Raw genomic sequence first — 20,896 nt, forward strand, 5'->3', positions numbered from 1 at the left:
CAACCTTAAAGCCAATCAGGAACGAAGTTAGCGACGATGGTGACATCACTAAAGTTACGGTAACCGCGCACCATGATGCTGAATTCACCCGCTGGCTTGTTCAATACACACTGTTCGTTGCTGCTGTTCTGGTATGGGCGGCAGTCGTAGTTCGCTTTCGATACGGTGCCGTTGTGTTTCACATATAAGTCGGCATCGCCACTTCGAGGGCCGGTTAATGTTACCGTTAACTGACCTGCACTTTGAGTCGTAAATGTGAAGAACTGCTCTTCACCATATCCTGCAGTAAGTCCTTTAACAGGCACGCCATTTTGCAGCTCTTTAGGGCCTGCAACGGGTGAATCAAGGCTGGTTTCGACAAGGTAAGCAATGGCTAGTTTGGCGAACTTGGTCGCGTGTGTCGCCGTAGGATCGGAGTTCTCAAGCGTGTCGTGCTCAGTGTGAATACTTGGGTTGTAATCATTGAACATGCTTTCGAATGGCATGGCAGCTGGGTAGCCAACATTGTGCCAAGAGGCGTGGTCAGAACAGGCATAGCCACAATCATCGAAACCGTAACTGATGTCGCTCGCGTAAGTGTCGATCAGCTCGCTTAAGTAGGCGGTAAGGTTGTTGTCGGTGTAGTCTGTGATGAAGGTGATATCGTGCGCTGAACCGTTGTAGTTGGTCATGTCTAATTGCAATACCGATACAACGTTGGCTTGCTCATCTCTTAAAGCGTTGGCGACATCTTGTGAGCCTCTCAATCCCACTTCTTCGGCTGCATAACCATAAAATTTAATGGTCTTGTCTGGCTGAATACCACTGGCGATCATCAGGCGAAGCGACTCTGTTACCGTTGCAATGCCAGACGCATCATCATCGGCTCCTGGTGAGATGGTGCCTTCGCTTGTCCAAGAACCAAACGTTGAATCAAGGTGCCCACCAACAACGACGATCTCTTCAGGATATTTAGCGCCAAGCAGTGTCACTTCAACGGATTTTTGCGGATATTCGGCATGCGTGATCTGGCGTGCAGACGCATAAGGCACATCTTTAATTTCCGTCTCCCAACGTTCTAAAAGCCAATCTGAAGCCGCGACACCAGTAGAAGTAGTATAAAAACGGTTGGTGAAGTTGGTTAGATTTTCGATGGTCGTGACCATGTTGTTCGGCTCGACCTGAGCGAGTAGGTCGTTCACCGTATCTTGATGGCTGATAACTGGCTTTTCGAAGCTGCTCATTGTCAATGGCATAGCCGCCGCTTTGAGAGCACTTGCTTTGTCTTCGTGCACCATGTAGCCACCACAACGGTGAGTTTCTTCGTGCATGTGGCTGGATAGTTTCGCCAGCTCTTTCTGGTTGATTTTCGCGACGATGGAATGCTTGTTTCCAGTCACGCTTGGATAAACCGTTGCGCCATGCTGAGTCATTATATGCTGTGCGTCAGCATCGGTGGTGATCCAAACTTCTTCGTTCGCTGGTGGTGTGATGCCTAGTGATGCGTAAGCCGAAGTACTGTTGATTAAGGCTAAAGAACCTCCGAGTACAGCCAAAGCTAGCATGCTTTTTTGAATAGCCATTTGTCGTCCTTTTTATGGTGAGTATTGTTATGTTGATGGGGGTGATTTTTGTGTAATACGTGGATGTATTTGTGTAGATGTTTCATTTGCTGAACAGTTAACCGCGAAAAGGGCCCCTTTCGGAGCCCTGAATTTGCTATTGATTACTGTGTTTTAATGAAACGGTAGTGCTTGGTTTCTGAACAGATATCGCTTGAGGTACACACTTGGTACTCAACATCTACTGTGCCGTTGTGACGGAACTTGTCGACGTATGAGTTAAAGTCTGTAGCACCAACATTCTTGCCATTACGCTTAATCACGAAGTAGTCATTGGTGTCGTAATCCCATGCCAGCTTAACGCGAGCTTTGCCATTCGGCTTTTTGTTACCAAACTTCAGTTTTAATGGGAAGCCTTCCGCTGAGTCCCCTTCAATCGTAATCGACTTGCTTGTTGATGTTGCAACGCCTGCATCGTCTGTCACGGTTAGAGTAACCACGTAGTCGCCAGCTTCAGCGTAGGTATAGCGAGTCACTTCACCTGTTTGTGTGTTGCCATCGCCTAGGTTCCATTGGTAAGAAACGATCTGACCATCGCTGTCCGAACTTGTGCTGCGCAGCTCTACTTCTTTGCCTACGACCGTGTGTTCGAAAGAAGAAACTGGCGGTACGTTAGCATTGCCTGATCCGTACGATGCTTTCAGATTTGCACCTGCGTAATCTGAGTAACCCAGAATGTTCACCGTGTAGCGACCAGCTGTTGGGTTTTCAATTACACATACTTCATCGGTTACGCTTTCACTCTTACAGATATTCTCTTGAGAGCTTGGCGCATAATCTAGACCGACATACATATCCGGATCACCAGTAGACACAGCAAGATCAATCGTTAGCTTGTCTTGGCCTTCTGGTACTTCGATATCGAAGTAAGTTTTTGAGCCTGTTTCACCAGCAACTGCGGCTTCAACACCGTTTTCAAGGCGTTGATATTCCGGTTCTGGTGGAAGTGGTGGTTCGCCACACGGTGATACACCCACTAAGTTAAACGCAGAAACAACATCATCGGCACTGTAGCTAAGGTCGGTTGCTGAGTTTTTCACGCCACAGGCGCCCTGCCAAAAGTCACTGTTTTCAGACCAATAGATCTGGTTGGCTAGCACGAACAGTTCGAACGCTTTTTTGGTGTCCCAACCTTGTGTGGTTGCAAGATGGTAGAACGCCTTGTTGAACACGCCAGAGCTGTAGTGCACGTTTAAGCCATCGTAGTACTCGGATGCGTTGTTGATTGAAGAGCCATCGCGTGATGGATCGTCCATGTAACGCAGCGCACCTTCGCCTTTAAAGATATTGCGTCCGACCATCCAGTCGTTGGTGCCTTTCATATAGTATTCTGCGGCTTCACCGGCCATGTCAGAGAAGGCTTCGTTCATACCGCCCGATTGGTTTGCGTAGATCAAACCTGAGTTTTGCTCAGTGAAACCGTGGCTCACTTCATGGGCTGATACATCTAGGCTAACAAGCGGGTAAAAGAAGCTCTCCCCATCACCAAAGGTCATGGCTCTGCCGTCCCAAAATGCATTCTCGTAGTTTTCACCGTAGTGAACACGCATCATGAGCTTGAAGGAGAGTGGCGCTGTGTCGAACCAGTTTTTATACATATCGAACACGATGTTGCCAAAGTAATGGGCATCGTTGAGTGGTGAGAATGCGCCGTTCACGGCTTTATATTCGTTACGAGGACATTCATAGCTGTAAGTGGTGTCGCCGTCGGTCGCGCCATTAAGGTCAACGGTAACGACATTTTCAGACTCCATTACACACTCTGTGCCCACTTCTTGAACATCAAGGTAGTGGTAGTCGGTGCCGTATTCGTACATGCCTGTTTTTTCGTTGCCACCGGGGCCTGTACCGATCTGTGCGTGAGCAATACCTTCCCAACGGTCGATAACTTCGCCGGTGTGCGCGTCTAGCATGGTGAATGGTCGAGTCGGCTGTTCGCTGCCTTCTACTAGGTAAGAGACAACGTACACTAGTCGTGTTTTATCTACGCTTTGCTGTCCGATGCCTTGCTTCACAGAGCCTTGATAGATAAATAGCTGATGTTGAACGTTGTCTAGAGATTTGCTGGTTAAGCCTTGAGTCTTTAGATCTTTACTTGCGAGTTCAACCGCTTGAGCGCTGTTGATTGATGGCTTAACAAAAGATCGCTCTAGGGTCGTTGTTTTAAGGTAGCGACCTTGAACGGACTTAAGTGCGCCACCTTGGACACTTTGGGTGGCATTTAGGTAATGTCCCCATACCGGTGTTCCCCAGATGTTCTGCTGGATCTTAACTTTATAGATACCACGCTTTTTCAGGTTTACTTCTTTCACCATCTTGAAGCTAGAGGCGTTACTGACTCCTAACTGAGCGTTTAACCCAGAGAAGCTAGTAAAGTTGATCGGTTGATCGATTTGAACGGATTCACTTGCATGCACTGACAAAGACATAGCACTGGCTATAGCAACGGCAACTAAACGTTTTCTTATTTTCATTGTTGTTTTCTCTTTCCATGTAAAATTCAAGAAAACGTAACAAATTAATCACAGCGAATTTACATCATTCGATCTGATTAATTAGTAGCATGGCAATGATCTCTTTTATTCATGAAACTTATATTTCTCGTATTTACAGATAGTTATCATTTCTGTTTATTTTTGAACGCACCTATATGTTTATTTATAAAATCATGACACTTTTATTAAGTGTTTATTTCTCTTGGAAATTAAGATTTTCGAGTAAATTGATCTGTGCCTCAATTAACGGATTCTGGGTTGATAGAAGGATCAACGATTTGAAAGTGTCACTTTAAACAGAAGGCCATTTAGCGAATTTAGGGGCAATTTTGATAAGAAATCGAAGACTTTTCGGCTTATTTTTCGAATTGTTAGTTAAAAGAGGGAAGGGGAATCGGGCACTTGTTTGGCACAGAGCACAAAATCTGCTGGATGAAAAAAGCCAGCGACGGGTCACTGGCTTAGATTAACTTAGTTTGTGCAGGCTACTGAATATAGGTAGGCAACTGCGACACTTAATTATGGTACGTGGCTAACGTCACTAAAGCGAATTACTGCTTTTTACCGCCAACTTGTACGTAGTCGATACCGATAATACGGTTGATGATACCCAGAACAGAGCTCGTATCAGAGTTTGTTGAGCGAATCGTATCAACCGTTGCACCTTCAGGTACTAATTCCATTGCGCGGTCTTGAGTGTTACCTGGCACTTGGAAACCGACAATGTTGAAGCTCTCTGCGTGCGCTGTGTACACTTCTTCGTTGTGGCTGATACCAGAACAACCCGCTAGAGAAACAATGCCTAAAACAACTAATAACTTTTTCATAAAAATACCTTAAGAATGATTGGAACCGAGATGGCAAGCCACAAAAGCAGTGTCGTGATTATCAAGATTCAATAAGTTCATGGGAGACAGCATCTCCCGACCGATGTTGAACATTATTCCAGAGGTGTTTTGTAGTTACTGTATGGGTTTGTCAGCTGAATCATTACACAGCTGAATGGTAATGGTGAATACCGCACCCTTTAAGGCTTGGCTCTGACCTACCTCCACGGTAGCGCCGTGTTGAGCACAGATCTTCTCGACGATAGACAGCCCTAAACCATGGCCGCTCTTGGCTTTGTTACGCGCTTTGTCGCCAACGTAAAAGGGTTCGAACAGGCGAGCTTGATGTTCTTGAGCCACACCATCACCGTCATCGTGTACCGCAATCTGTAGCTGATCTTGATGCACGGTCGCTGCAATCGACACTTGTGAGCGTGCGAATTTCATTGCGTTACGCACTAGGTTATCTAGTGCTCGGTTAAATAGCGTTTCATCCGCCATTATTGAGCTAGGTTGCTCTGGTAGCGATAGGTCGATGTTGAGCTGAGTGTCTTTGTTCCAACGCGCCATTGCGTGGTCGAGAAAGTCTCGAATCTCTAATGGCTTTTTTAAGTTTTCTAGGTCAGTGCTATCGAGTTTGGCGTAATACAATAGTTCATCGACCATCTTTTCCATCTCTTCCGTGTCTTCGACAATACTCTCAATCGTGCTTTCTTGCTCTGCGTTTAGCTGGGTGTCTTTCAACATTTCAGCTTGCCACTGAATACGGAATATTGGCGTGCGCAGTTCATGAGCGACAGCATTAGTGAGTGAGCGATTACTTTCTACCAAGCGATGAATTCGGTCGGCCATTAGGTTGAAGGATTTGTTCAGTGAACCAATCGCAATACCACTTGAAGTCTCGGCTCGTGTCGAGAGATCGCCCTCCGCAAAACGCAGAGTGGCAGCCTCAAGCTTTTTAACTCGGCGGAAGATAATAAATAGATGACATAACCCATATAAGATAAAGCTCGCTAAAAAGAACAACCAAATGAGGTCATCCTCCAACTCTATTTTTTGCCTAACGAACGCTTCACTGTTGGGGAGGTAGTGATAGGTATTGTCACTGCTTGCTAAGCGAAACCATAGGTCCCGTTCATCATCGTGAAAAACAAAGGTATTCGGATTCGTGCTGAAGAACTCTGAAACGGGGCTGGGTATTTCATCGTCTGGGCTGAATGTAACCAATTTATTTCGTGTGGTTTCTACAAACTGGTTTATCGCTTGATGAGCCGCTTCAAGGCCTTGATTTTTAGCGATGTTCTCGATCAATTGCTGGTGGGCAGCCGCTTCGTAATCTTCCAGTACGTATTCGTAGTCGGTATTGAGCTGATAGACGCTAATCTCGTAGGCGACAAGGCCGGCCATAAAGCAAACTAACAGCCCTATTAAGGACTCCAAAAAGATACGTCGCATAATCGCTCTCTTTTATTACGCTCGTATTGAGCGAGGTTAACGCCAGGCGGTCGAAACAAATAAGTAACCCTTCCCGCGAATGGTCTGAATTTTCTCTGCTGGTGTGTGGTCGTCGCCCAAAATCTTCCTTAGACGTACAACCTTGTTGTCAATCGTCCGGTCTATTCCGTCGTACTCAATCCCGCGCAATGTTTGCGTCAAGTAGTCACGAGATAACGGCGTGTCTGGGTTGCTTGCCAATAACCAAAGTAGGTCAAACTCGCTGTCAGTGAGTGATAAAACCGCACCATAAAGTTCACACTTCTTATAAGTGTTTTTCAGAACGAGTTGATCGAACTGAAGGGTGTCTGAGTCATCGACTGAAGCGGTATTGGTGTCTTGGCGGCGTAATAGCGAACGAACTCTGGCCAGCAGAACTCTTGGTTTGATTGGCTTGGTGACATAGTCATCAGCCCCTGTCTCTAAACCAGCGACGTGGTCAAAGTCGTCATCGCTAGCAGTGAGCATCAAGATTTTACCTTTATAGTGCGTACGCGTCTGTCGGCAGATTGTAAGTCCATCAGTTACAGGAAGCATCAAATCCAGCAGTACGATGTCAGGTTGCTCCGTGAGGATGGTGTGTGCGGCATCACTGCCATCGTCCAACACCGTGACATCAAAATCTTGCGCGACGAAGTAGTCCTGCAACATTTTCTGAAGTTTCAAATCGTCTTCCACGATGATCATTTTAGGTTTTGTCATTCCATTATCAGCCTTGTCGTGCGTTTCACTTATTGAGATTAGGTGAGCGAGTCTTCGTCGTGATGAACCATTACGATTATACGCTATTGCATATAAGTTCAGATGCTTCGCCAAATACCTAAAGCGAATGATTAAACACTTTATAAGTTAGTTCAATGATGAATTGGCATTTATAGGAAAATAAAAAACATCGTTCAAATAGGCTCGACATTCTCATACATTTCCACGACAGATAAATTCAGCGCTAAACAATAGAATTTTCTCATCAAACATTTTGGGAATAACTGTATGAACGACTATAGAAATGCATTACTGGCGTTACCTTTGATTCTGCTAGCGGGTTGTAACTCAAGCTCTAACTCAGGTAAAGCTGCCAACAAAGCGCAAGTAAAACCTCAAGCTGATTACGTATTTTCATCAGCGAAACTGGGTGAGTTGTATAAAGAGCGACAAGAGGTCCAAGAATCCATAAAACTTGATTACAACGGTGTGCAGTATGAAATCGTTCTGTTTGCGGAAGATATTAGTGATAAGCAAAAAGTGGTTAGGCTTGCGGATAGTTTAGGTCAAAGTGTGGATCTGTACCTCCCTGATGCAGGATTTGATAGCTGCGGTATCTACACAGAGAGCAAGGGTTTGGACGTGTTTGATTGTGGTGCGGCTCAACGCTCAATCGGCAATGACACCACGTTAATTAACACGACGACGAATACTCATAAGCCCGTCGAGCTTGAGTATCACAATGAACTGGTTCAATACGTGACTAGCCTTGGGTCTACCATTCTGAGTAACACTAAAAGTGGGAACAAGGTAACGATAACCACCTCGTTTGCTTTCAACGCTTTTTACCGTGATGTGCTCAACGAGACTGGCGCTGTTGATCGCATTACTTCCACTCTAGGCGCATCAACCTATTCTCAGCTTTTTGATATCGTGAAATTGTATCAAGGCAGTGAGATGACGTTGAAGTTTACCAACCATATTGGTGGAAGTGCCGACGATGATATCAATATGTACACCGGTCGCATGATCCACAGTAACAACATGACGACGATCGTAACGCCTACGGGGTCGGTGTTCTCTGGCGGCACGGATCTTTTCGCTGCGGGTAACCCACGAGTTTTGCAACGAGCAGATACCACTAAAGCCATTGAGCTTAATAAGCAGGTTGGTGTGCACAGTTGGGCTGAGGATGATAAAACAGCCAAAGACTTCCCATACACGAACGAAAGCCATCGCAAGCAAGCGACCTACTTTAAAAAGGTAATGGGAGACAAAGGAATCGACTTCTATATCTTCACGTTGGATTCTGCTCCGGCTTCTGGCGAACACTGGGTGACTAGGGCTGAGTCAGATAAATACGGTTTCATCACACGCATTGAGTAGCTTAGGCTTGCAATAACATTAGAAACGACTGAGAAGGTTGGTGATGACGCTGTTGTCGCCAACCTTTTTTGTTCATTTTTTGATTCGTTACCTGTGTTGATTGTGGATTTCCTTGTCTTAAATTTCAGTATGAAAATTCCTTGATACTTCCTTTCCACTCCCTCCCCAAAAAGTTTCTACAAGGACTCTCACTGATTGATTCTTGAACTTTCTAAGCAAAAACATTTGACCAATAACTATCACACCTCAAATCTTTAATTGTTTTCATTAGTGCTCTAAATGATATTTAATTTATTGTTTTATAATGATTTTTGTTGTTTTGAATGCTGTATTGTTACGAGCTTGCTTTAAATAATCATTTGAACCCTAACTAAATTTCTGTCATTTTATATTTAACTGAACGTTCAATATAAAATAAAAGGACTGAGAAATGCCGAAGGTTGGGATGCCTGATATACGTAAACCACAGCTTGTTCAAGCCACCATGACGGTGATTGATCGAGTGGGTTTGCATGCCGCGAGTATTGCGTTGATCAGCAAAGAAGCGGGAGTCTCCACTGGCATTATTAATCACTATTTTGGTGGAAAGCATGGGCTGCTCGAAGAGACCATGCGTGAAATCCTTCGCCAACTATCTAATACCATCACGACTTCACTAAAAGCGCTTCCTGTTGATGCTCACCAACAGAGAATCAACGCGATCATCGATGGTAACTTCGAAGGTTACCAAGCAGAAAATAAGGTCGCGAAGGCGTGGTTGGCATTTTGGTCATATTCAATGCATGACGAGCAGCTGAAAAGACTGCAACGTGTGAATGAAAAACGTTTGATTTCACACTTACGTCTTGAGTTGAAAGGTATTTTGAATCATGAACAAGCGGATCTCGTTGCTCACGGGATTGCGTCTCTGATTGATGGTTTGTGGCTGAGAGGCACACTAAACCCAGATGGTATCGATGCTCAAAAGGCGCGTGCCATCATCAATGATTATCTAGATAAACAACTGACGTTCTACTCGTGCAGTACCAAATAGAACGCAGTGTTAGAACTAGAACAGCACTAGAACGACCAATACTTACACCCAAAATTCAAACTAGACCAGTAGAGTCTAATAACAATAATTAAGTCAGAATCTCAAATGGAAATGAACTCGTTATACATCGATGGCGCAGCGGTTAAAGCAACCTCTGGTGAAACCTTTGATAGCATTAACCCTGCCAACGGTGAACCTATCGCGACCTTAGGCCAAGCATCTTCAGCAGATGTCGACAGTGCTATTGAATCTGCGAAACGCGGGTTTGCGGTATGGTCTGCAATGACCGCTGTGGAACGCAGCCGCATTCTGTTGAAGGCAGTGGAAATACTTAGAGCTCGAAATGATGACCTTGCAAACCTTGAGGTTGTTGATACGGGCAAGCCGCTGCAAGAAGCAATTGAAGTGGACGTGGCGTCTGGCGCTGATGTTATTGAATACTTTGCTGGCTTGGCTCCAACGCTACAAGGCGACCAACAGCCGCTGAGTGAATCTCAATTTTTCTACACACGCCGCGAACCGCTAGGCATCTGTGCGGGCATTGGTGCGTGGAACTACCCTATCCAAATCGCGATGTGGAAATCGGCTCCGGCATTAGCTGCGGGTAACGCGATGATTTTCAAGCCTTCAGAAGAAACGCCGCTAACGGCGCTCAAGCTTGCTGAGATATTTACCGAAGCTGGTCTTCCTGATGGCGTGTTCAACGTGGTTCAGGGCGATTACCGTGTTGGTCAGATGCTAACGGCGCACCCAGATATCGCGAAAGTATCGTTCACGGGCGAAACCGGTACCGGTAAAGCGGTAATGGCAGACAGCGCTAAGACGCTGAAATCAGTCACCATGGAACTTGGCGGCAAGTCACCGATGATCGTGTTTGATGATGCGAAATTGGATGATGCAGTTTCAGCTTCGATGGTGGCTAACTTCTACACCCAAGGCGAAGTGTGTACTAACGGTACTCGCGTTTACGTTCATGAAAATATCTACAACGATTTCATCGACCAACTTAAAACACGCACTGAAAAGCTCATCATTGGTAACCCAATGGACATGGAGACTCAGATCGGCGCGTTGATTTCTAAAGAACACCTTTCAAAAGTCCTTGAAGCCATTGAGCTAGCTAAACAGTCGGGCGCAACCCTGCTGACGGGCGGCTATCAAGTGACAGACAACGGCCTCGAAAACGGTAATTTTGTTATCCCAACCGTGTTTGTGGATTGCGAAGACAACATGCCTCACGTTCAACAAGAGATCTTCGGCCCTGTGATGTCAGTGTTGAAGTTTTCGGACGAAGACGATGTGATTCGCCGTGCAAACGACACCAAATACGGCCTTGCGGCTGGTGTGTTCACGCAAAACCTTTCTCGTGCGCACCGTGTTATTCACCAAATGCAGGCGGGTATTTGTTGGGTTAATACGTGGGGGGACTCTCCTGCAGAAATGCCTGTTGGTGGTTACAAGCTTTCAGGTATTGGCCGTGAAAATGGACCAGAAACCCTACTTCACTATACGCAGACTAAGAGCATTCTTATTGAACTTGGCGACTACGCCAGCCCTTATGCCTAACGCGTAACACTCAATTTTATGGGTTAGCTTAACAGAGCTAGCCCCACTGACTTATCTCAGGGAAATCAAAACATGGAACAACGCTACGATTATATTATCGTCGGCGCGGGTTCGGCCGGCTGTGTGTTAGCGGATAGGCTAACGGAAAGCGGTGAACATAGCGTTTTATTACTGGAAGCTGGTGGTACGGACAAGAGTATTTTTATCCAAATGCCAACCGCGCTTTCTTACCCAATGAATACTGAAAAGTACGCTTGGCAATTTGAAACAGAGAAAGAACCGGGCCTTGATGGACGCGAACTGCACTGCCCACGTGGCAAGGTGTTAGGCGGCAGTTCATCGATCAACGGCATGGTTTATGTACGTGGCCACGCGTGTGATTTTGACCAATGGGAAGAAGAGGGCGCAGCGGGTTGGAACTACCAAGCATGCTTGCCTTATTTCCGCCGCGCTGAATCATGGAATAAAGGCGGTGATGAATACCGTGGCGACAATGGCCCTGTCGGCACTTGTAACGGTAACGATATGGAACTCAACCCGCTTTACCAAGCGTTTATCGATGCAGGTAAAGACGCCGGTTACCCAGAAACCAACGACTACAACGGCTACCAGCAAGAAGGCTTCGGCACTATGCATATGACGGTAGACAAGGGTGTTAGAGCCTCAACCTCTAACGCTTATCTACGTCGAGCATTGAAGCGTTCAAACCTAACCTTAAAGAAAGGCATTGTGGCGCGTCGTTTCTTACTTGAAGCACTCGACGTAAAAGACCAGTCATCAAAAGGTCAATCGGGCTTGGAAGCCGTCGGTGTCGAGTTTGAAAAGTCAGGCAATACCCAGGTGGCTGTGGCGAACAAAGAAGTGATCTCTTCTGCGGGTTCTATCGGTTCTGTTCAACTGCTGCAGCTTTCTGGTATCGGCCCGAAAGCCGTGCTTGAAAAGGCAGGCGTTGAGCTTAAACACGAGCTGAATGGCGTAGGTGAAAACCTTCAAGATCACCTAGAAGTGTACTTCCAATATCACTGCAACGAACCCATCACGCTCAACAGCAAGCTTGGTTTAGTCAGCAAAGGCATGATTGGTGCAGAATGGATTTTGACTCGTAAAGGCCTTGGTGCCACTAACCACTTTGAATCGTGCGCGTTCATTCGTTCTCGCAAAGGATTGAAGTGGCCAAACATTCAATATCACTTCCTGCCAGCAGCGATGCGTTACGACGGACAAGCGGCCTTTGATGGTCACGGTTTCCAAGTACACGTTGGGCCTAACAAGCCAGAGAGTCGCGGTACGGTTGCGATCACTTCTGCTGATCCGCATGCCAAGCCAGAGATCATTTTCAACTACATCTCGACTGAACAAGATCGCCAAGATTGGCGCGATTGTATTCGTCTGACGCGTGAGATTTTGTCTCAACCTGCGATGGATGTGTATCGAGGAAAAGAGATTCAGCCGGGTCTAAATATTACTTCCGATGAAGCAATTGATGAATGGGTTAAGCAGAACGTTGAAAGTGCATATCACCCTTCTTGTGGCTGCAAAATGGGTTCAGATGATGATCCAATGGCAGTGCTTGATGAAGAGTGTCGCGTTCGCGGTGTCGATAATTTACGTGTTGTCGACTCATCGGTTTTCCCAATCATTCCAAACGGTAATTTGAACGCCCCGACCATTATGGTTGCCGAGCGTGCTTCCGATTTGATTTTGGGTAAGCCAATGCTCAAAGCGCAGGACGTTCCAGTGTGGATTGCACCTGAGTGGCAAGAGAAGCAAAGAATAAATAAACCAGTAAGAGAAGCGTAAGCCTCTGTTATTAGTTTAAAAAATAGAAAGTAGTTCAAAAATAGAAAAAGCAAAAAGTAACAACAAAAATTAGTCAAAAGTCAGAAGAACTGCTCTCTATCGGTGTTGATATCGAGCAGAAAAAGGAAAGATAAAAAGGAACCATTATGACGACTCTAAATATTCAGAACATGACCACGAAAACGTTAACAGCACTAGCCATCAGTTCATTTGCATTTGGTGCTAACGCTTCTATTGAACCACAGCAATGTGAAAACGTTCGCTTCGCTGATGTAGGCTGGACTGACATTACCGCAACAACCGCCGTTACTTCTGAACTATTAAAAGGCCTTGGTTACAAAACCAAAACCGACCTACTTTCAGTACCGGTGACTTACTCTTCAATGGCGAACGGCGATATTGATGTATTCCTAGGTAACTGGATGCCAACCATGGAAGGCGATATTGCTAAGTACCGTGAAGCGGGCACGGTTGAGACCGTGCGTGCCAACCTTGAAGGCGCAAAATACACGCTAGCTGTGCCAAAATACGTGTATGACTCTGGCGTAAAAAGCTTCGCAGACCTAGCAAAACATGCCGACAAATTTAAAGACCGCATCTACGGCATCGAACCGGGTAACGACGGTAACCGCCTAATACAATCAATGATTGATTCAGACGCGTTTGGCTTGAAAGATTTCAGCCTAGTGGAATCAAGCGAAGCGGGCATGGTGTCGCAAGTATCTCGCGCTGCTCGTCGTAGCCAGTGGATCGTTTATCTAGGTTGGGCGCCGCACCCAATGAACAGCAATGTTGAGATGGAATACCTATCAGGTGGTGACGACTTCTTCGGCCCTAACTACGGCGGCGCGAATGTTTACACCAATGTTCGTTCAAACTACCTGTCTGAATGTGCAAACGTCGGTCAACTTCTGCAAAACCTAGAGTTCACACTAGAGATGGAAAACCAGTTGATGGAAGAGATTCTTAACCAAAAAGTGAAGCCAGAAAAAGCGGCTCAACAATGGTTGAACAATAACCCTCAACAAGTTGAAGCTTGGTTAGACAACGTAAAAACGCATAAAGGTGAATCAGCGACTCAAGCGGTTACTGAATACCTAAAACAAGTTAAAGCTTAGTTTTACCTACCTATCGTTCTATTTATCAAAGCTCTATAAATAAAAAAGGTGGGCTTGCCAATTGTCTATTGGTTTGAAGTAGCCCACCCATAATAAAAGGCAATATTGTGAATTTTATTACGGAAAACAAAATCCCTGTTGGTCAATGGATGGAAGCGGGTGTTGATTGGCTAACAATCAATGCAGCAGGACTCTTTGACGCTATTTCGATTTTTCTAGAAACCGTCATTATGTTTTTAGTCGATGTATTTAAGTGGATGCCACCGGCTTTACCAATCGTGATGACCGCGGCGATTGCATGGTATTTACACCGTAAACCCTCGCTTGTGATTTTCGTGGTTGCAGCTTTGCTGACTATTTTAAACCTTGGCTACTGGCAAGAAATGCTGGAAACCTTTGTCCTCGTGTTTGCAGCGACAACGATTTCCGTATTAATTGGCGTACCAGTTGGCATTATGGCCGCGCATCGCCCTTGGTTGTATACGGTGCTTAGACCCATTCTTGATTTAATGCAGACGGTTCCAACGTTTGTGTATCTGATTCCGACTTTGGTTTTATTCGGCTTGGGCATCGTTCCTGGCTTAATCTCGACCATCATATTTGCCATTGCCGCGCCAATTCGTTTGACCTACTTAGGTGTAACCAAAGTGCCTGAAGAGTTGATTGAAGCGGGTAAAGCGTTTGGTGCAAGCCGCATGAAATTGCTGATGAAGGTCGAATTACCGGCGGCTCTACCAAGCATCATGGCGGGTGTAACTCAATGTATTATGTTGTCGCTTTCGATGGTGGTTATCGCCGCCCTTGTCGGAGCTGACGGACTTGGTAAACCTGTTGTTCGTGCATTGAACACAGTGAACATCTCACAAGGTTTTGAAGCCGGGTTGGCGATTGTATTAGTCGCTATCATTCTTGATCGCTTGTGCAAAACACCAAACCAGAAGGAAGCTTAATCATGTCTAACTCTCAGGGAAAAAAGACAATGGACGCGATTACCATTAAGAATCTCGATGTTGTGTTTGGTAATAAATCGAAACAAGCGCTTGAGCTACTCGACCAAGGTAAAACTCGCCAAGAGATCATTGATGAGACTGGCCAAGTGGTTGGCGTAGATAATGTGTCGCTGACCGTTGAAGAAGGCGAGATTTGTGTGCTGATGGGGTTGTCTGGTTCTGGTAAATCATCTTTGCTTCGCGCAGTTAACGGCCTGAATGAGATCAGCCGTGGCTCATTGGCGATCAAAGATGGAGACAAGCAGGTTGATTTAGGTGAACAGTGCGACGAAGCGACCTTGCGTCATCTTCGTACTCACCGCGTTTCTATGGTGTTCCAAAAATTTGCCCTAATGCCTTGGTTAAACGTGTTAGATAACGTGGCGTTTGGTCTAGAAATGCAAGGCGTAGCCAAAGATGTTCGTCGTGCTAAAGCGCGTGAACAACTTGAAATGGTGGGTTTGGCAGAGTGGGAAACCAAGTATCCGCATGAGCTTTCTGGCGGTATGCAGCAACGTGTTGGTCTAGCGCGTGCCTTTGCGATGGATACCGACATTCTTCTTATGGATGAACCGTTTTCAGCGCTTGATCCGCTGATTCGTGCGCAGTTGCAAGATGAGCTAATTTTATTGCAAAACAAGCTTAACAAAACGATTTTGTTCGTGAGTCATGACCTAGATGAAGCACTGAAGATTGGTAATAACATTGCGATCATGGAGTCAGGCAAACTGATTCAACACGGTAAGCCTGAAGAGATCGTACTGACGCCAAAAACCGAATACGTAAAAGACTTCGTTGCTCACACTAATCCATTGAATGTGCTAAAAGGTCGCTCTTTAATGCAGCCTCTTGATTCACTGACGCAAGAGAATGAAAGCTGGAAGATCTGCGATTCTAAAGATCTCTGGATTGAACAGAGTGAAGGTGCTTTATCAGTGAAAGGTGAATCTACTTTGGCGCTTGTTGAGTGGAGCGAATCCGACGATTTAACGGCAATCAGCGCGTCGAGTGTTGTAGTGGCAAGTCCAGAGATTGGCATGCGCGATGCGATTAAACTGAAACAGCTAAGTAATCACCCGATTTTGCTGGTGGAAGACAATAAACTGGTCGGTATTTTGGATAACAGTGAATTTTATAATGCGCTTACTGGTAACTTTCAGATGAATACCGCTGCGTAAAATTTCATTTTCCAGCTTGGCGATTAGGGCTGGTTTTTTATTAGGTGGAGAGGGTTAAATCTCTCTACCTCTATGATTATTAAAATATATTATTCTTTGAGTTTATATTCTCTGGTTCATTATTTTTGTCTTCATTGAAGCTTTCATTCCCCCTTCATTAAGCAAAAGTGCCGTACCACGCAAGTTTAGTGGTATAGAAAAGATTGAGAATAGTATGAACATCAGTACAATGCGGAAAAATCAATGAAGTAATTTATCAATTTACAGTGTAATTCGAGCGCGCGTGACGTAATCACTCGAGACATTTCATCGCTTCGACGCTGTAAAACCATTCACAGTATATTAGTACAAAGGTCTGCATCTTGGACAAACATGACGAAATCCTGGTCGCTATTCGCCAAATTATTCGCGCTATCGATTTACACTCGAAAAAGCTGAGTAAAGAGTATGGTTTGACTGGCCCTCAATTAATCTTAATGAGAGCAATCCAAGAAATGGGTAATGTGACGATCAAAGAATTGTCTAATCACACCAATGTAAGCCAAGCCACCACAACCACGATCATCGATCGCTTGGAACTGAACGGCTATGTACAACGTGTTCGCAGCTCGTCAGATCGCCGCAAAGTACACGCAAACCTGACTGAAAAAGGTCAAGAGTTGCTAAACAATGCGCCACCACCGCTGCAAGATAACTTCGTTAAAAAATTCCAAAACCTAGAGCCGTGGGAGCAAAGCTTACTGCTTTCTTCAATGCAGCGAGTATCATCAATGATGAACGCAGAAGACATCGACGCCGCTCCAGTACTTCAACTTGAAGGCATTGCAAACGTAGCCAAGAGCTAACCTTATTTATAAATTGTTTATTTAGAACAACAACTTAAATAATTGTCAAATGGTCGCACTAAGCGGCCATTTTTGATCCTGCCATTTAAAATCTCTATTTGCCCTGCGTGTTAGTTACGCCTTCTTATTTTAAATTCCCCTGACTTTTTGCCCCGTTTGTAGCCGCCTCATTGGATTGTCATCAAAACTCCATTGACGATTCTCTGACAATAAAACACTAGACCGACCGGTCTGTTGTGTATTATTGTGTGCTCATCTTAACCACAAGGTGATGTATGAAACACGAATTGACGCCAACACAAATGACCATGACGTTGAACAGCATGCAGGGAGCTTTTGCACAGAAACCGATGCCAGCGATATCGGAGAGAATTGAGCATCTGCTCGCACTTAAATCTGCGCTAATCGATTACACAGATCGTTTGTGTGTAGCCGTGAGTGAGGACTATGGTCACCGCAGTCGACAAGACACTTTGATGGCCGACATATTACCTTGTATCGGAAATATTGATCACAGCATTGAGTGTTTACCTCATTGGTCGACTTCTTCGATTCGTCATTCCGGCCCTTTGCTTTCAACCTCTCGTGTTGAAGTGGTTTATCAACCCAAAGGTGTTGTCGGGATTATTGCTCCGTGGAACTTCCCGATCATGTTATCCGTCGGCCCGCTTATTTCGGCGTTGGCAGCGGGCAATCGCGCCATGATCAAGATGAGTGAATTTACCCCAGCGACGAACCAAGTATTAAGAGCGCTATTGGCGGAAGTCTTTCAATCCGATGAGGTGTGCTTGGTTGAAGGTGAGGTAGAAATCGCAGCCGCATTTTCGGCGTTGCCGTTTGATCATCTTCTGTTTACGGGGTCAACCCAAGTGGGTCGCCAATTGATATCGCGGTTGAGCGAATCATTTATGGTAAGAGCCTCAATAACGGGCAGGTGTGTGTGGCTCCTGACTATGTATTGCTACCCGAAGGGAAAGTTGAATCTTTCATTCAAGAGTATAAAAAACAGTACCAATTGCTGTTCGATGAAGGGGTCTATTCCGAGAGTTTGACGTCCCTAATCAATCCTCGTCAATGCGATCGTATTGTCGGCTTGTTGAATGAAGAACAGCAAGCAGGGACACGAATCGTGGCTTGCCATGACGAAGCGATGTACCTAGATACTCATCGCTTGGTGACACATTTGATCGTTGAACCAAGCCTGTCATCCAAGATGATGAACGAAGAGATTTTCGGCCCATTATTACCCTTGATTACGTATCGCAATGTCGAAGAGGCGTTTCAAGTCATCAATAGCAAACCAAGGCCGTTAGCACTCTACCTAATGAGCTTTGATTTGAGCTTACAGGCTCAGGTTAAGCACCAAGTTCACTCCGGTGGCATGTGTATCAATGACTGTGTTTTTCATTTAGCGGTTGATGACGCGCCGTTTGGTGGCATTGGTGAATCAGGTCAGGGCAACTATCACGGCAAAGAAGGTTTCCTTACTTTCTCCCACGCCAAAACAGTCTTGGAAACGGGTTTAGATCATCGAGTTAAGCATCTGTTTTCAAAAGAAGACAACGAATTAAAAACAGCAGTGATGGGCATGCTTGGCCAGTAAATCATTGTTGGTATGACACTGTCTATTTTCCAAAAAGTTATTTTCACGAAATTATTTTAAGAGGTTACTTTTATGTTGGAACGTTTTTTTGAACGTATGATCAAATCGTATTTGATGGTTACCGGTTTCTTAACGGCGACGGCTTTTTCCACTTTCCTCGCACCTGATTGGAGTATGCAGACGCTGTTCTCATACAACGATACCATGATGGAAAACAAAGAGTACTTGCTCGGTACTTATCAACACTGGGGTGTGATGGTTGGCTGTATTGGTGTGTTGTTGATGTTCTCGGCGAAGTACAAATCGCTGCGTACCTCAACCATGATTTACAGCGCATTTGAGAAGTCGATGTTTGTGGGCATCTTCTTATATAACGTGTGTATCAACGATTATGAGTGGTTCTATGGCTGGAGCTCAAGAGTATGACCCTGCGCTCGACTTATTACATTGGATGTCGCAAGCCGCGCATTAATTCAAATCTTAACTCAGGTTACTCACAGAAAAAGTTACTCGCAGAAAAGTTAATTACTGAAACAAGTTAATCACAGAAATTGGAGAACGTCTTATGCAGACATTCAAGAAATCGTTAGTCTTCACTGCAATGGCTGCGGCAAGCAGTGCTGCTCTTGCGGCTGAATCAGAAAAACCGAATATTGTTGTTATTGTTGGCGATGATGTGGGCTTTGCTGATACACAGCCTTATGGCTCAGAAGCGGATACCCCAAACCTAATGGCGCTGGCTGAAGAGGGGGTTAAGTTTACTAACTTTCACGCGTCACCAACCTCATCGGTAACGCGCTCTATGATGCTAACCGGAGCAAACAGTCACGAGGTTGGGCTAGGCACCTTTGATTATGCCGTCTATCCGGGCGCTATTGGTAAGCAGGGTTATGAAGGTTACCTCACTAAGAAAGGTGTTACGGTCGCCACGTTGCTTGAAGAGAGCGGCTATAACACTTACCTCTCTGGTAAATGGCATTTGGGGCACGAGGATGGCTTCCTACCTGATGATCGAGGTTTTGGTGAGAGTTATGGTATTTTAGCGGGCGGTTCGAATCACTTTAACCGAGATATGATGTTCCGAGCCAAAAACGCTGCGACAGCGGATGCGCTGCAAAAAGGCGATATTCCCGGTGTTGAAGTTGAGCCAACTTACCGCAACGGTGAAGTGGTTGAGGATAAATACAAAGGCGAATACTCAGACCAAGTTTACACCAACGAGATCATCAAGATGATCGACAGCAAAAAAGACGACGGCAAGCCTTTCTTCGCTTACGTCCCATTCACCGGTATTCACCTGCCACTGCAAGCGCCTGAGTCTGCCTATCAAGATAAAGTCGATTACTACGTTGAACATGGTTGGGACTCGCTCTCTGAGAAAGAACAAAAGTGGTACGGCAAGAAAATGGCTGTCGCAATGGGCATGATGGAGATGCAGGACCAACAAGTCGGTCAGATAGTCGATTATCTGAAAGAAATCGGGGAATACGATAATACCTACATCATGTATCTAGCGGATAACGGCCCAGAAGCGGCGGATATTACCGGTGAAAATATCAGTGATTTGATCCGAACGTGGACTGCTCATCATTTCGATAATTCGACTGAAAATTTGGGTAAGGCGAACTCCAGTGTGTCACTTGGCCCTGAGTGGGCAAGCGCTTCAACCGGTGGCGTATCTTGGTACAAAGCTTACACAGCAGAGGGCGGTCTCCGTGTGCCATTTATCGTTAAGCCAGCCAAAGCGCTTTTAGCCGGTGAAGATGCGTTGCAACCGGGAACTCAGACAGACGACTTATCCCAAGTGAAGGACATTGCAGCCACGATTCTTGAGATTGCAGAGGTCGATCATCCAGGAACCGAATATCAAGGTCGAGAAGTGGCGCCGATGAGTGGTGTGAGCTTGTTGCCTTACTTCAAAGGGGAAACGGCAGACGTGCACAGTGCCAACAATGCGATTCCATTTGAATTGTTTGGTAGCGGGATTTTGCTTAAAGGTGATTACAAGATCATCCGAATTTCTACGGGAATGGGCGGTGACAGTGAGTGGCACCTATACAACACCAAGAAAGATCCTGCAGAGCAACATGACTTGATAAATGAAATGCCAGATCTGTTCCTTGAAATGGTCGCTGAATATCAAGAATACGAAAAAGCGCAAAATATCGTCCCAGTTGACGAAACGTGGAACCCGTTTGAAAACGTGAAATAGAGGAAAAAAACACTCGGCCAACCTAATGCCATTAAGCTTGGTTGGCC

At 45.5% G+C, this 20,896-nt stretch carries 14 protein-coding genes and 3 pseudogenes; 12 read left to right on the top strand and 5 right to left on the bottom strand.

Annotation, left to right across the window (positions count from 1 at the left end; genetic code table 11):
- Positions 1–5 precede the first annotated feature (5 nt).
- From AB4249_RS11120 to AB4249_RS11140, 5 genes are all read right to left on the bottom strand, one after another.
- The gene (locus AB4249_RS11120; protein WP_372103120.1) at positions 6–1,562 is read right to left on the bottom strand and encodes a M28 family metallopeptidase; all 1,557 of its coding nucleotides are present in this window, start codon (positions 1,560–1,562) and stop codon (positions 6–8) included.
- A 143-nt stretch (positions 1,563–1,705) separates the two neighbouring features.
- Positions 1,706–4,075, bottom strand: coding sequence for a M4 family metallopeptidase (locus AB4249_RS11125; RefSeq protein ID WP_372103124.1), 2,370 nt, complete (start codon positions 4,073–4,075; stop codon positions 1,706–1,708).
- A 572-nt stretch (positions 4,076–4,647) separates the two neighbouring features.
- Positions 4,648–4,923 carry a hypothetical protein gene (locus AB4249_RS11130; protein WP_017065177.1) on the bottom strand — a complete coding sequence of 92 codons (276 nt, stop codon included), beginning with the start codon at positions 4,921–4,923 and terminating at the stop codon, positions 4,648–4,650.
- Positions 4,924–5,058: 135 nt separating this feature from the next.
- On the bottom strand, positions 5,059–6,378 hold the full coding sequence (locus AB4249_RS11135) for a cell wall metabolism sensor histidine kinase WalK (protein ID WP_102333556.1): 1,320 nt from the start codon (positions 6,376–6,378) through the stop codon (positions 5,059–5,061).
- Positions 6,379–6,414: 36 nt separating this feature from the next.
- Entirely contained in the window at positions 6,415–7,119 is a 705-nt protein-coding gene (locus tag AB4249_RS11140) for a response regulator (RefSeq protein ID WP_017065179.1), read from the bottom strand.
- Between the two features lie 288 nt (positions 7,120–7,407).
- On the opposite strand from AB4249_RS11140, the gene AB4249_RS11145 reads away from it, so the two are divergent.
- From AB4249_RS11145 to AB4249_RS11200, 12 genes and pseudogenes are all read left to right on the top strand, one after another.
- Positions 7,408–8,505, top strand: coding sequence for an alpha/beta hydrolase (locus tag AB4249_RS11145; RefSeq protein ID WP_372103127.1), 1,098 nt, complete (start codon positions 7,408–7,410; stop codon positions 8,503–8,505).
- A 430-nt stretch (positions 8,506–8,935) separates the two neighbouring features.
- Entirely contained in the window at positions 8,936–9,538 is a 603-nt protein-coding gene (gene betI, locus AB4249_RS11150) for a transcriptional regulator BetI (RefSeq protein WP_048610022.1), read from the top strand.
- A 105-nt stretch (positions 9,539–9,643) separates the two neighbouring features.
- Positions 9,644–11,104 carry a betaine-aldehyde dehydrogenase gene (gene betB / locus AB4249_RS11155; protein WP_137001589.1) on the top strand — a complete coding sequence of 487 codons (1,461 nt, stop codon included), beginning with the start codon at positions 9,644–9,646 and terminating at the stop codon, positions 11,102–11,104.
- Positions 11,105–11,176: 72 nt separating this feature from the next.
- Positions 11,177–12,904 (top strand): choline dehydrogenase, encoded by a 1,728-nt coding sequence (betA, locus tag AB4249_RS11160; protein ID WP_372103131.1) that lies wholly within the window; start codon positions 11,177–11,179, stop codon positions 12,902–12,904.
- 146 nt (positions 12,905–13,050) lie between these two features.
- The gene (locus tag AB4249_RS11165) at positions 13,051–14,022 is read left to right on the top strand and encodes a choline ABC transporter substrate-binding protein (protein ID WP_017071877.1); all 972 of its coding nucleotides are present in this window, start codon (positions 13,051–13,053) and stop codon (positions 14,020–14,022) included.
- Positions 14,023–14,129: 107 nt separating this feature from the next.
- Complete coding sequence (choW, locus tag AB4249_RS11170; protein ID WP_102333552.1) at positions 14,130–14,972, top strand: choline ABC transporter permease subunit; 843 nt, start codon at positions 14,130–14,132, stop codon at positions 14,970–14,972.
- A gap of 2 nt (positions 14,973–14,974) precedes the next feature.
- Complete coding sequence (gene choV, locus AB4249_RS11175) at positions 14,975–16,189, top strand: choline ABC transporter ATP-binding protein (RefSeq protein WP_372103134.1); 1,215 nt, start codon at positions 14,975–14,977, stop codon at positions 16,187–16,189.
- A gap of 362 nt (positions 16,190–16,551) precedes the next feature.
- Positions 16,552–17,034 (top strand): MarR family winged helix-turn-helix transcriptional regulator, encoded by a 483-nt coding sequence (locus AB4249_RS11180; protein WP_017061075.1) that lies wholly within the window; start codon positions 16,552–16,554, stop codon positions 17,032–17,034.
- A 275-nt stretch (positions 17,035–17,309) separates the two neighbouring features.
- Positions 17,310–18,637, top strand: a pseudogene (locus AB4249_RS11185) (aldehyde dehydrogenase family protein).
- A gap of 72 nt (positions 18,638–18,709) precedes the next feature.
- A pseudogene (locus AB4249_RS11190) lies at positions 18,710–19,051 on the top strand (hypothetical protein); the annotation flags it as partial.
- Positions 19,041–19,109, top strand: a pseudogene (locus AB4249_RS11195) (sel1 repeat family protein); the annotation flags it as partial. The pseudogenes AB4249_RS11190 and AB4249_RS11195, both read left to right, overlap by 11 nt.
- A gap of 93 nt (positions 19,110–19,202) precedes the next feature.
- On the top strand, positions 19,203–20,849 hold the full coding sequence (locus AB4249_RS11200) for a sulfatase-like hydrolase/transferase (RefSeq protein WP_372103137.1): 1,647 nt from the start codon (positions 19,203–19,205) through the stop codon (positions 20,847–20,849).
- The last annotated feature ends 47 nt before the right edge of the window (positions 20,850–20,896 follow it).

This window comes from Vibrio sp. 10N.261.55.F4, assembly GCF_041470465.1.
Lineage (GTDB): Bacteria > Pseudomonadota > Gammaproteobacteria > Enterobacterales > Vibrionaceae > Vibrio > Vibrio crassostreae_C.